Origin of the sequence: Acinetobacter vivianii (assembly GCF_014635885.1) — a bacterium.
Classification (GTDB): domain Bacteria; phylum Pseudomonadota; class Gammaproteobacteria; order Pseudomonadales; family Moraxellaceae; genus Acinetobacter; species Acinetobacter vivianii.
The window spans coordinates 50,296-63,189 of the sequence record NZ_BMDR01000011.1 but is presented as its reverse complement, the minus strand read 5'-3'; the positions used below and the strand labels follow the sequence as shown (position 1 = coordinate 63,189).

Below are 12,894 nucleotides of genomic sequence, written 5' to 3'. Positions count from 1 at the left end.
TATTTTTAAAAGATGCCAAGATATACAGCATATAAGGTTAAATAACGCCCACCTTTGGCGATTGTGACAATCACTAAGAATCGCCAAAAGTTCTCCTTCATCAAGCCTGCAATCAGGGTAATCGGATCACCAATCACAGGTGTCCAACTCAATAACAGTGAATAAAAGCCATATTTATGATAAATCTGCTGGGCTTGTTGTAAGCGTTGCTCAGAAACAGGAAACCATTTTTTATCTTTAAAATGTTCAATTTTCAGGCCAAGCCACCAATTCACACAGGAACCCAAGACATTACCAATGGTCGCAACCAAAATTAGATAAAAAGGATTGGATAAACCTTGTACCAGCAAGGTCATTAATACCGCTTCAGATTGTAAAGGTAATAACGTCGCTGCGCCAAAAGCCGAGAGAAATAATAAAAAATAAGACATCAATTTAAAGGGATTACTCAATATCGATCAAAGTATATCAACCTACAGCAATATAACTTGAAATTATTGAGTTCGTACCAGTTTTTCCCAAGCAGCCTGTAATTGTCCATCACAGATATTCATTTGAAAAACGGTCTTAATGGTACGCTCAAACTCATCAAAATTGGTTAACTCTTTTTTATTAGATCCCCCTTTGCCATGCGTTCTTAAGACCCGATCTTTTAATGTAATCCGCATTTCGCTATTGGCAGTAGATAACATTAAGTGCTGGGTAAATAAAGATTCCGAAGAAGTCGAAATAAACCAGTTTGCGACCTGTGCATCGGCATGTGCAATCTGTTGCTCTGGATCAATGGCATAGACATTTATCCATTCATTATGGATACAGACCTGCAACATATATTTCATTCCTGTAAGCACCTCACCACTTAAACCACTTTGTGCGACTTCCACAAACCTAAAGGATTCTAATGAGGTGGTTTGAGCCTCACCAATGCGATTCATCGACAAGATACTCGTCGGTGTCATCCCGCCAAAACCGGGATCATATAAAAAGAGTTGCTGATCAATACGAACCAGTGTCAATAAATGACTCATTACAGGGGTGGTTACAGGTGCACCCTGATAATACACCCGTCCCAGCACATTATAAGCATCGTACCCCAGTTCAGTTAACGCAATTCTGGTTAAGGTACTATGCTCTAAACAATACCCCCCTTGATCGTTTCTTAATAACTTTTGAGCAAGTTGGTCCGATGCTAATGAGACCTCCCTTCCCAAGAAAGAAGAGAAATTGCCAAAAGGAATCGCCTGAACATGAAGACTTAATAAGGTTTTTAGATGAGCCAAAGTAGGTGAGAAACCATCTTCAAAGCCAAGTTTGTTTAAATAGTCCGTTGAAATTGTTGATTGCATGATCTTTATTTTTGATGAGCTTAAATCATCCTAACCTGATCATGCCAAGACAAGATGAAAAATTACACAATTATAAAATAGCTTCGCTTATACGGCTAACAGGGAAATTACACCAATGATTTATATTTCGTTTTCAATTTTTTAGATCGAATAGAAAAATGTAAAACTGAAAAAAGAAATGGAAAAAGGAATAATATCCAGAATGTAAAATCAGAACTTACATTTTTTTGATACAGGCTTAATTGAATTTCTTCATTTGAAACTGCCGCTAAATCTATGGATACCTTATGGTCAAGATAACTACATAAAACTAATGAGAGGCTTAAAAAGCCAGTAAAAAACCACGTGCTCAAATATGAGTTTTTGGTTTCTCGCTGTAACCAAGAAAAAAGTGTAGAAAAGAAAAGTCCTAGAATGGTAATGAAAACAAAAACTAGACCTGCTAAATGACTTTCTGAATAGAGCGTTTGCAGCTGAGCGCAAAGGATTGCTGTCAACAGCAACAATCCCATCGCAATTATCCAATGTTTTAAATAGTACTGCTGCTCAGCCAATAGCCTTATCCAACCTTGATCGACAAGGCTTTCTGTATCGCAGGACGGGCCGTGAGACGTTCAATATAATCTTTTACGTATGGGTAATCTTCAAGCTGAATGCCCTGCCATTCATAACGCAATGCCCACGGTAAGATCGCCATATCTGCAATTGAATATTCGCCTGCCACAAACTTCTGGCCAATCAACTGTTTGTTTAAGACACCATAGAGACGTTTGGTTTCATTAACATAACGATCAATCGCGTAAGGAATACGTTCGGCAGCAAATTTATTGAAATGGTGGTTTTGTCCCAACATTGGCCCGAAACCGCCCATCTGCCACATCAGCCACTGCTCAACCTCAACCCGTTCCTGTTCATCAGTTGGGTAGAACAGTCCCGTTTTTCTACCTAAATATTGCAGGATCGCACCCGACTCAAACACTGAAATCGGTTCACCTCTTGGCCCATTCTGATCAACAATCGCAGGAATTTTATTATTAGGGGAGATTCTCAAAAAGTCAGGCTGGAACTGGTCATTTTCAAGAATATTGATAGGGAAAATTTGATACTCAAGTTGCATTTCTTCTAAAGCAATTGTTATTTTATGTCCATTGGGTGTGCCCCAGTAGTATAAGTCAATCATTTATGTTGTCCTGTTGATCGTTATCTTGACTGTTGTTGCGTTATAGCACACTTCGCCTATATTGATCAGCAAATAGGCACGAAAAGATACAATAGCACCATGTTTTTAAACTAAATATCTAGAAAATTATTTGTGCTTTTGTTGAAATTCTCTAGCTTTTTCACCGACAAATTTACGCCCAGCATTCGTGCCATTAATCCACTCTTCTACAGAGAATAAATCGAACATGCCCACCTTAAATAACGTTGGGACAGCTAAGGCTAATTCTTCTTCAACAGCCCCACGCACTCCAGCATTATAAAGATTAATATTGTGTAGCATGGTCGCAACGGTACCTGTTTGTACACGACTGCCATCTTTCAGTTTAACTTGTGGTAGAACCTCTCCTTCTTGCACAACTTTTTGATTAATTTCAGAGAGTTCTTGAGTACCTTTAATTGTAGACATGAATTTTTCCAGTTTTTAAATTGTGTAATTATCAAGTAATCTTATCATAGCCTGTTTTTATTCTTAGACATTAGATTTAGCACATTTTTAACAAACCATTGCCTGATTTAGACATAAAAAAGCACCGCCTGTTGCGGTGCTTTTTTATCAAGAAAAAATTACTTTTTCTTTTTCGGACCAAGTAACATGCCCATCTGACGGCCTTCCATCTTCGGAGCTTGTTCAACAACACCAAACTCAGCAACGTCAGCTTCAATTTTTTGTAATTGAGCAAGACCTAGCTGTTGATGTGCCATCTCACGACCACGGAAACGCAAGGTAATTTTCACTTTGTTCCCTTCTTCAAGGAAACGTAAAATTGCACGCAATTTTACCTGATAATCACCTACATCCGTCGCAGGACGTAACTTGATTTCTTTCACTTGCACTTGATGCTGTTTTTTCTTCGCATCTTTTTGCTTTTGTTTCAAGTCAAATAAGTGCTTGTTGTAGTCCATGATTTTACAAACAGGCGGTTCTGCATTAGCAACAATCTCAACAAGGTCAAGATTGGCTTCTTCTGCAGCACGTAATGCTTCATTTAATGAAACAACACCTTTTTGCTCCCCATCTGCAGCGACGAGGCGTACTTCTTTCGCACGGATCTCATCGTTGATTGCAGGACGGTTACTTTTAGCACCTTGTTGTTGGTTACGGTCAGGCTGTTTAATCTTTATTACTCCACAATGTACCGGCCACGTTCGGCAACGGCAGATTTCACTAAGTCAATAAATGCATCTACTGACATAGTACCTAAATTTTTTCCTGAGCGAGTACGCACATTAACTGTACCTTCTTCAACTTCTCGGTCACCGAGAACTAGAAGGTAAGGAATACGCTCTAGGGTACGCTCACGAATCTTAAATCCGATTTTTTCATTTCTCAAGTCAGAAATAGCACGAAGGCCATTTTCTTTGAGTTTTGCGACCACTTGTTCACTTGCTTCTGCTTGTGAATCAGTAATGTTCATGACGCACGCTTGAATTGGTGTAAGCCAAGGTGGCATGAAACCCGCATAGTGTTCAATTAGTATACCAATAAAACGCTCAAAACTGCCAAGAATTGCACGATGAAGCATAACAGGTTGGTCACGCTCATTGTCTTCTGTAACATAAGAAGCATCTAAACGGATTGGCAAGTTGAAGTCACATTGAATGGTACCGCACTGCCAGATACGGCCTAAGCAGTCTTTCAATGAAAATTCAATTTTCGGACCATAGAACGCACCTTCACCAGGTTGCAAGTCCCATGCCAAGCCAGCATCATCAAGCGCATCTGCCAAAGATTTTTCAGCCAGATCCCAAAGTGCATCATCACCCACACGTTTTTCTGGACGTGTAGAGAGCTTCATTTGTACGTCTTCAAAACCAAAGTCTTTATAAACGTCTAAAGTCAGCTTAATGAAATCTGCAACTTCTTTACCAATCTGTTCTTTGGTACAGAAAATATGTGCGTCATCTTGAGTAAAGCCACGAACACGCATAATACCGTGTAAAGAACCTGATGGCTCGTTACGGTGACAAGAACCAAACTCAGCTAAACGGATTGGTAAGTCACGGTAAGATTTCAAACCTTGGTTAAAGACCTGTACGTGACATGGGCAGTTCATCGGCTTCACTGCATAGTTACGACTTTCAGAATGGGTCGTAAACATGTTTTCAGCGTAGTTTGCCGCATGACCAGACTTTTCCCAAAGCGTAAAGTCTACGATTTGTGGCGTCTTGATTTCCTGATAACCATTCTCTTGCTGAACTTTACGCATGTATTGTTCAAGCACTTGATAAATCGTCCAGCCGTTCGGATGCCAGAACACCATACCTGGTGCTTCTTCTTGCATGTGGAACAAGTCTAGCGCTTTACCAATTTTACGGTGATCACGCTTTTCAGCTTCTTCAATACGTTTGATATAAGCCGCTAACTGTTTTTTGTCAGCCCAAGCCGTACCATAAATACGTTGTAATTGTTCATTTTTCGCATCACCACGCCAGTATGCACCAGAGATTTTAGTGAGCTTGAATGATTTTAAGAATTTAGTATTAGGTACGTGTGGACCGCGACACATATCTAAATAATCTTGATGGTAGTACAAGCCCATTTGTGTTTCATTCGGCATGTCTGCAATCAAGCGTAACTTGTATTCTTCGCCACGTGCTGTGAATTCTGCAATCACATCTTCACGAGGTGTCATCTTTTTAATGACATCATAATCCTGATCGATGAGCTTTTTCATGCGTTCTTCGATCGCAGCCATATCGTCCAGCGTAAATGGACGTGGCATCCAGATGTCGTAGTAGAAACCTTCTTCGATCACAGGACCGATCACCATTTTCGCTTCTGGGAACAATTGCTTAACCGCATGTCCTACCAAGTGCGCACATGAGTGACGAATGATTTCTAAACCTTCTTCATCTTTCGGGGTAATAATCTGAACTGTCGCATCTTCTGTGATTAAATCACAAGCATCCACCAAGCGATCATTGATACGGCCAGCAACTGTATTTTTTGCAAGACCCGGACCAATGCTTTGAGCAAGTTCCATCACGGAAATTGGCTGATCAAACTGTTTCTGATCACCATTTGGTAAAGTAATGATTGGCATATAAAAAAATCCTTAAGGAGTGATGCCCTATACGAAGGAGCATATCACCGCGAGATTATGTATTGAGGCGAGGCCTCAAAAGATAAAAAACGGCGGATAAAAAAGTATCCAAGATTTTACACGGGTTTAGCTGTGGATGAAACCTCTGAACCAGAAAAACCCGATATCTCTTACGATTCACCTCCGACTAAAGCCTAAATGATTTAGACTCGACGACAGAATAGTTTAGTAATGAATGAAAAGAACAGAAATGGAGCAATACACATGGTGAGTGCATACGACGAATTACCAAGAACACCCGCAAATTTTGTTGCCTTGTCCCCGCTACGTTATTTAGAGCGTGCAGCTTATATTTACCCCCATCAAGCTGCAATTATCCATGGCGAACGTCAAATCACATGGCAACAAACCTATCAACGCTGCCGTCAGTTCGCTCATCAACTGACAAATCTGGGTATTCAAAAAAACGATACCGTTTCAGTGTTACTACCCAATATTCCAGCCATGATCGAAGCACATTTTGCGGTACCAATGGCAGGTGCGGTACTCAACACCTTAAATACGCGTCTTGATGCCAAAACCATTGCTTTTATGCTGGAACATGCTGAATCCAAAGTACTGCTGGTTGATCCCGAATTCCGTGAGGTCGCAGTAGAAGCACTCAAACTAGTACCTCAAGAGATCGTGATCATTGACGTATTTGATTCCGAGTTTGAAGGTGAACAGATTGCCATTGGGCAATATGAATATGAGTCATGGATTGCTCAAGGTCATCCAGAGTTTGAATGGTTACTCCCACAAGATGAATGGGATGCGATTAGTCTCAACTATACTTCTGGTACGACTGGCAATCCTAAAGGCGTGGTCTACCACCACCGTGGTGCTTATCTCAATGCAGCCAGCAATATTCTGGCATGCGGAATGAAACCACGGGCGGTTTATCTCTGGACACTTCCGCTGTTCCATTGCAATGGCTGGTGTTTTGCATGGTCTATTGCGGCCAGTGGCGGTACCAATATTTGCTTGCGTCGCGTCGATCCCAAACTGGTTTTTAAATATATTGCAGAATATAAGGTGGATTACTTCTGTGGCGCACCGATTGTGCTGTCCATGCTGATCAATGCCCCAACGGAACAGCGAACTTCATTTGATCATCATGTCGAAGTCATGGTTGCGGGTGCTGCTCCGCCAGTTGCAATTATTGAAGGCATGCATCATATCAGCATCAATGTAAATCACGTTTATGGCCTGACTGAAACCTATGGGCCCTCTGCACTATGTGCTTCACAAGCAGGCTGGAGTGATTTATCCATTCAGGAACAAGCACAATTGCATTCACGACAAGGCGTACCTTATCCCTTACAGGACAGTATGCGAGTACTTGATCCAGAAACCATGCAACCTGTACCCAATGATGGACAAACCATGGGCGAGATCATGTTCCGTGGCAACATTGTCATGAAAGGTTATTTAAAAAATCCCGAAGCGACTCAGGAAGCATTTAAAGGTGGCTGGTTCCATACAGGCGATTTGGCGGTAAGCCATCCCGACGGTTATGCGAAGATTACAGATCGTTCAAAAGATATTATTATTTCAGGGGGCGAAAATATTTCATCCCTAGAAGTTGAAGATGTACTGTATCGTCATCCTGCTGTCCTGACTGCCGCGGTTGTGGCGAAACCAGATCAACGCTGGCAAGAAGTTCCTTGTGCATTTATTGAACTTAAACAAGGAGCAACTGCCTCACCGGAAGACATCATTGCGCATTGTCAGCAAGAACTGGCGCGTTTTAAAGTTCCGAAAGATGTGGTGATCGCAGAGATTCCAAAAACCTCGACAGGAAAATTACAGAAATTTATTTTAAGAGAATGGGCAAAACAAAGAGCCAATGGCGAGTTCGGAAATTAATACAAGAGATAAAAAAAGAAGTTTCCGAGGAAACTTCTTTTTTTATTTTTAAGCCTTATTGCTCAGATAACAGCGCAACCTGCTGAACATAATTGACGAACTTACGTTTCGAGGCTTCCAGCTCTTCCTCACTCACTTGCTGCTTCATATCACGATGAATACGTAATACATGCTGACGCAAAGTATGGCGTTCAGAAGCGTTAAATACTTTACTAAACTCATTAATGATTGGGTCGCCTTGATCAATCATACGATCAACCCAACGCATCAACTGCATTTGTTTTTTAGCGCCTTGTTGCGGTGTGAGATAAGATAAAATCGTGCTCTCATCTTCATTACGCAATAACTTACCAACGCGTTGGAACTGACGACGACGCGCTTCAAATGAGCTAATTCTCTGCACTTCAAGCAAAGCATCAATTAAACGCTCATCGACAGGAAGTTTTTGAATCTGCTTTGGATTGAGTTGAGCCAACTGCTCACCCAAAGCGGCCATGCGCTGGACTGCTTTTTTTTGCTCAGTTCGACTCGCACGCCCTTCTAATGACTCAAAATCTTCATCTGTATAACGTTGGGGACCACGTGCCACTATTACTCTGCCTCGTAAAATTTTGCTGCGAACAGCGTTTGAATTTCTTCCAGTGCCTTTTCTTCATCAGCACCATCAATCACCAGTCTTAATGTGGTGCCTTTACCTGCACCCAACATCAACAATGACATAATATTTTTTGCATCAACTAACTTATCGCCCTTACCAATCTGAATAGAAGAACGAAATTTTGTCGTCACTTCAATCAGTTTACCAGATGCGCGAGCGTGTAAGCCGAGTTTATTAATTACATCAATTGTTGTGTCTATCATGACCAGTGCTTCATTTCTCTATGTAAGATTTGGACAGCCCATTTTGCCTCAAGGGCCTGTTTGAGTCTATCCACGATATAAACCGAACGATGCTGCCCGCCCGTACATCCCACAGAAATGGTCATGTAATGGCGATGTCCTTCGGCAAAAGCAGGTAACCACTTATTTAGAAAGCCATAAATATCTTCAAACATTTCATTGGTTTGTTGACTGCCTTCCAAAAAGCGGCGCACAGGTTCATCTAAACCTGAAAAACGGCGTAATTCTAAGTCCCAATGTGGATTTGGTAAATGTCGTACGTCAAATACATAATCCGCATCGAGTGGAATACCGTGCTTATAGCCAAAAGACTGTAAAATTACAATTAAGTTATCCGACTGTCCCAGTTTAGACAATAGGATATGTTTTAAATCATGGACACTTTTATCCGTGGTATCAATATGCACTGTGGAACGGAACTGGATCGGGATGAGTAATTGTTTCTCTTCCTGAATACATTGCAACAGGCTATTGAAGCGACTGGCCAACGGATGTGGACGACGTGATGCACTAAAACGTGCAATCAAATCCTGATCCTGCGTGGTCAGATAAATAATATCAACCGAACCATGGCGTTGTAATTGCTCAAACACATGATCAAACTCTTGCATATCAGCACGGGTACTACGGATGTCTACACCCAGTGCCAACTGTTCAAGATTATTCTCATGATCCAGTTTTGCCACAATTTCAGGCAATAATGCCAAAGGTAAGTTATCTATACAATAATAGCCCAAGTCTTCAAGCACTTGTAATGCAGATGATTTGCCTGAGCCTGATTGTCCTGTCACGATAAGAATACGCTTCATGGCATTTTGCCCTTCATTTTTTATGTTTTAAAATCAACTTGTAGGTTATCAATCAAACGGGTTGCACCCAGTTTTGCAGCAACAAAAAGAACAAGATTCTGATCAAATTGCGCAATCGGTTGCAGGTTGGTCTGACGAGCTTCCACATAATCCACAACAAAACCAGCTTGTGTCAATTGAGCAGAGATATTTGCTAACACTTGGTTAAGCGTCTGCCCTTCATGCAACTGCTGTTCAGCCTGTTTGAGCGATTGATAAATGGTTGGTGCAATTGCCCGTTGCTCTTCAGTTAAATAACCATTACGAGAACTTAAAGCCAAACCATCTTCGGCCCGTACAATCGGCACGCCAATCACTTCAAGTGGCATATTCAAGTCTTGGACTAACTGGCGAATCACCGCCAATTGCTGGTAGTCCTTTTGACCAAAGAATGCGAAATCAGGCTGTACAATATTGAACAGCTTGGTCACCACAACTGCGACACCGTCGAAATGACCCGGACGTGATTTTCCACATAGATCATCGGTAATCTCGCCCACACTGATATTGGTCAGACGTGGATGAGTGCCATACATTTGCTCTACTGTAGGCGCAAAAATAATGTCGCAATCCGCATCTGCCAATAAACGACTATCTTGTTCCAGCGTACGCGGATAACTTTCGAAATCTTCACCAGCACCAAATTGGATCGGATTAACGAAAATACTCACCACCACCACATCACAGATTTTTTTGGCAGCACGCACCAAAGTCAAATGACCTTCATGCAGATTGCCCATGGTCGGTACAAAACCAATCAATTTTTTTGAACTACGTGCAGGAGAAAGTGACGCAGTTAAGCCTTGTATCGTTGTTTCAGTTTTCATGAATTAAAGCTCAACCTGAAAAGTATGTTCTTTGGCTGGGAAAGACTGATCCTGAACGGCAGCATGATACGATTTAAATGCATCTACGATTGCAGTTTCACCCGCTTGCTCTTTCATGAAGTTACGTACGAAACGCGCAACACGGCCAAAGGTCAGGCCAAGCATGTCCTGAACGACCAGCACCTGACCATCCGTTTCATTACCCGCACCAATCCCGATCACTGGTGTATTCGGGAACAATTCTGCAATTTCTTTACCCAATTGTGCAGGAACACATTCAAGTAATAACACCGCTGCACCCGCATCAACCACGGCCTGACAATCTGCAATCAACTGATCCGCTGCTTCGCGTGTTTTTGCTTGCAACTTATAGCCACCTAATACATGTACAGATTGTGGCGTTAAGCCTAAATGTACACACACAGGAATACCATTACGAGTCAATACAGTAACCAGTTCGCTAAGCCAAGCACCGCCTTCGATCTTGACCATTTGTGCGCCAGCTTGCATGACAGTTTTTGCATTTTTCAAACCATCTTCAAGCGTTGCATAGCTCATAAATGGCAGATCCGTCATAATGAGGGCATGTGCATTACCACGACGTACAGCAGCAGTATGGTAAGCCATGTCTTCCACTGTGACAGGAAGTGTAGAATCTCTGCCTTGAATCGCCATTCCAAGAGAGTCACCGATTAAAATCGTATCAATTTCAGCCAACTCCATCCCTTTAGCCATACTTGCATCGTAACAAGTAAGACATGAGAACTTGCGTCCTTCGGCTTTAAACTTTCTTAAGTCACTTAGACTAATCATGATGATGTCCTCTACAGGCGTTTCCAGAACGAAACAGTCTTAGACGGTTGCCCAAGACTGGTCTGCTATTACAGTCAAGTTTGCTTGCTGTACCAGTTCTAAATCTTTTAAAGAATGACCATTTAATTGTAAATGAGCATCTAAATCTAATAAGGGAATAACGACGAAATCACGCTCTAAAATACCAATGTGTGGCACCGTTAAACGTTCATTTTGGATCTGTTCCTGACCATAGATCAGCAAATCCAGATCAAGCGTTCGCTCACCCCAGCGTCGTAAACGGATACGTCCTGCTTCTTGCTCAAATTGTTGTAATTGATCTAACAGAGCAAGCGGTGCAAGGTCGGTATCCAGTTGAACAACTGCATTGAGATAATTGGGCTGATCTTGTGGCCCCATCGGTGGACTTTGATAAAGTCGAGAAACCTGTACAGCGCCGAGCGTTGCCAGCTTCGCAACAGCTTCACTCAGAATCTGCTGCGAATCGCCTAGATTACTGCCAAGACCGATATAGGTACAAATCGTCATTGTGTTGGCCCAAAAACCACTTGGCTTAAGTCACGTTGTACACGTTTACGCTTAAGAATCGGATGATCCGCATGAACCTGTCCTGAATTGCCAGCCGCTTTTTCAATAAAACGACTCGCTGACTCATCAGCTCTGACACGTTCTTTTTTACCGCGACGACTTCTTGGCTCAGGTACATTGACCAAAGGCTCAATTTCAGTCGTTTTCGGCTCATCTGCTTCAACCGCCTTACGACGTGTCTTGCTGCGCTGACGATTGTACTGACGAATTGCCGCTTCTTTTTGGTCAGTGGTCATTTCCTGATAGGTTTCCCACCAAGTACCCATGCCTTCTGTACTACTGTCGCCTGATTTTTCACGTAACAGCAAGAAGTCAAAGCCTGCACGGAAACGGGCATGGCCTGCCAAAGCCTCAATCTGTTGTGGTTTTGGATTCAGCAAGCGAGTCTGCATTTCCCAAACTTCACGAATAAAGGTTTCAGCAAAACGAGGAATAATGGTACGAGTGGCCTGACGTTTCAACACATCAAGTCCAGCTTGTGCACGCGCTTCTGCAGGTACAACACCTTTATTCAAATAGTAGTCACAACGTTCTAAAAATGGTTTCCATAACAATACCGCATAGAAAAATGCAGGATTGATGGTTTTACCCACTTGAATACGCTGATCGGTATTTCGTGCGGCACGCTCAATAAAAGCGGTAATATTCGGCGGGATTTCGGCGAAAAGCTGTTTCCATACACCAAACTCGATCAACATTGGCAAGACACGCGTCAAATGCCCCATGGTGAACAGTTTTTGTGATTCATCATATAAACGATGTGGCGAAACATCACGCAATAATTGCGTCATTTCAGCACTAAAAACATCGAGAATGGATTGATCAATCTGGAAGTTTAATTTTGCAGCAAAACGCAATGCACGTAACATACGTACAGGATCTTCTTCAAAACGCTGTGCAGGCTCACCAAGAAAACGTAAAGTGCGCGTCTTGATGTCATCTACCGCATGGCAGAAATCAAGTACGATGCCTTTCCGTGGCTGGTAATACAAGGTATTGATGGAAAAATCTCGACGAGCAAAGTCTTGCTCAATCGTTCCCCAGTTATTATCACGAAGAATCATACCAGAGGCACTGGTGACGGCTTTTTTCGGCGGGGCACGGAATGTCGCGACTTCAATCAGTTCACGACCAGAATACACATGTGCTAACTCAAAACGTCGTCCGATAATTCGGCAACGTCGACCAAAAACTTCTTTCACCTGAGCTGGTGTAGCATTAGTAACCGCGTCAAAATCCTTTGGATTAAGACCTAACATCATATCTCGAACACCACCGCCCACAATATATGCCTCGTAGCCTGCTTTAGTCAGACTATCAATCACATCTAGAATTGAGGAAGGAAGTTGAGTTGTGGACAAACCACATTTTGACGCACGCAAAGTTTGCAAAAGACACT

At 42.2% G+C, this 12,894-nt stretch carries 15 protein-coding genes; 1 reads left to right on the top strand and 14 read right to left on the bottom strand.

Going from position 1 to position 12,894, the window contains the following annotated elements; translation table 11 throughout:
- Positions 1 to 5 precede the first annotated feature (5 nt).
- From IEV36_RS17135 to thrS, 7 genes are all read right to left on the bottom strand, one after another.
- Positions 6 to 431: a YqaA family protein gene (locus IEV36_RS17135; protein ID WP_005255085.1), complete on the bottom strand. Its 426-nt coding sequence runs from the start codon at positions 429 to 431 to the stop codon at positions 6 to 8.
- 63 nt (positions 432 to 494) lie between these two features.
- The gene (locus IEV36_RS17130) at positions 495 to 1,346 is read right to left on the bottom strand and encodes an arylamine N-acetyltransferase family protein (RefSeq protein WP_005255087.1); all 852 of its coding nucleotides are present in this window, start codon (positions 1,344 to 1,346) and stop codon (positions 495 to 497) included.
- A gap of 107 nt (positions 1,347 to 1,453) precedes the next feature.
- A complete protein-coding gene (locus IEV36_RS17125) occupies positions 1,454 to 1,858 on the bottom strand; it encodes a hypothetical protein (RefSeq protein WP_005255088.1) in 405 nt (134 codons plus the stop codon).
- Positions 1,859 to 1,905: 47 nt separating this feature from the next.
- Positions 1,906 to 2,526, bottom strand: a complete 621-nt coding sequence (locus IEV36_RS17120; protein WP_005255090.1) for a glutathione S-transferase N-terminal domain-containing protein — start codon at positions 2,524 to 2,526, stop codon at positions 1,906 to 1,908.
- A gap of 126 nt (positions 2,527 to 2,652) precedes the next feature.
- Positions 2,653 to 2,973, bottom strand: a complete 321-nt coding sequence (locus IEV36_RS17115; RefSeq protein ID WP_005255092.1) for a DUF7709 family protein — start codon at positions 2,971 to 2,973, stop codon at positions 2,653 to 2,655.
- Between the two features lie 158 nt (positions 2,974 to 3,131).
- Positions 3,132 to 3,683: a translation initiation factor IF-3 gene (gene infC / locus IEV36_RS17110; RefSeq protein WP_079281829.1), complete on the bottom strand. Its 552-nt coding sequence runs from the start codon at positions 3,681 to 3,683 to the stop codon at positions 3,132 to 3,134.
- Between the two features lie 5 nt (positions 3,684 to 3,688).
- A complete protein-coding gene (gene thrS, locus IEV36_RS17105) occupies positions 3,689 to 5,611 on the bottom strand; it encodes a threonine--tRNA ligase (RefSeq protein ID WP_004774698.1) in 1,923 nt (640 codons plus the stop codon).
- Positions 5,612 to 5,875: 264 nt separating this feature from the next.
- Between thrS and IEV36_RS17100 the strand changes: the two genes are divergently transcribed.
- Positions 5,876 to 7,519 (top strand): acyl-CoA synthetase, encoded by a 1,644-nt coding sequence (locus IEV36_RS17100; RefSeq protein ID WP_005255095.1) that lies wholly within the window; start codon positions 5,876 to 5,878, stop codon positions 7,517 to 7,519.
- Between the two features lie 55 nt (positions 7,520 to 7,574).
- Here IEV36_RS17100 and yjgA read toward each other — a convergent pair whose 3' ends face one another.
- Genes yjgA through pcnB form a run of 7 tightly spaced genes read right to left on the bottom strand, consistent with a single transcriptional unit; the run spans position 7,575 to position 12,886 of the window.
- Positions 7,575 to 8,108, bottom strand: a complete 534-nt coding sequence (gene yjgA / locus IEV36_RS17095) for a ribosome biogenesis factor YjgA (RefSeq protein ID WP_004774694.1) — start codon at positions 8,106 to 8,108, stop codon at positions 7,575 to 7,577.
- A 2-nt stretch (positions 8,109 to 8,110) separates the two neighbouring features.
- Positions 8,111 to 8,380: an HPr family phosphocarrier protein gene (locus IEV36_RS17090; protein ID WP_004774692.1), complete on the bottom strand. Its 270-nt coding sequence runs from the start codon at positions 8,378 to 8,380 to the stop codon at positions 8,111 to 8,113.
- Positions 8,377 to 9,228: an RNase adapter RapZ gene (rapZ, locus tag IEV36_RS17085; RefSeq protein ID WP_004774690.1), complete on the bottom strand. Its 852-nt coding sequence runs from the start codon at positions 9,226 to 9,228 to the stop codon at positions 8,377 to 8,379. Before rapZ ends, IEV36_RS17090 begins: the two co-directional genes overlap by 4 nt.
- A 20-nt stretch (positions 9,229 to 9,248) precedes the next feature.
- Complete coding sequence (panC, locus tag IEV36_RS17080) at positions 9,249 to 10,094, bottom strand: pantoate--beta-alanine ligase (protein WP_005255098.1); 846 nt, start codon at positions 10,092 to 10,094, stop codon at positions 9,249 to 9,251.
- Between the two features lie 3 nt (positions 10,095 to 10,097).
- Complete coding sequence (panB, locus tag IEV36_RS17075; protein ID WP_004774685.1) at positions 10,098 to 10,907, bottom strand: 3-methyl-2-oxobutanoate hydroxymethyltransferase; 810 nt, start codon at positions 10,905 to 10,907, stop codon at positions 10,098 to 10,100.
- A 39-nt stretch (positions 10,908 to 10,946) separates the two neighbouring features.
- On the bottom strand, positions 10,947 to 11,435 hold the full coding sequence (gene folK / locus IEV36_RS17070) for a 2-amino-4-hydroxy-6-hydroxymethyldihydropteridine diphosphokinase (protein ID WP_005255100.1): 489 nt from the start codon (positions 11,433 to 11,435) through the stop codon (positions 10,947 to 10,949).
- Positions 11,432 to 12,886, bottom strand: coding sequence for a polynucleotide adenylyltransferase PcnB (gene pcnB / locus IEV36_RS17065; protein ID WP_005255102.1), 1,455 nt, complete (start codon positions 12,884 to 12,886; stop codon positions 11,432 to 11,434). The genes folK and pcnB overlap by 4 nt, the downstream gene beginning before the upstream one ends.
- Between the last annotated feature and the right edge of the window lie 8 nt (positions 12,887 to 12,894).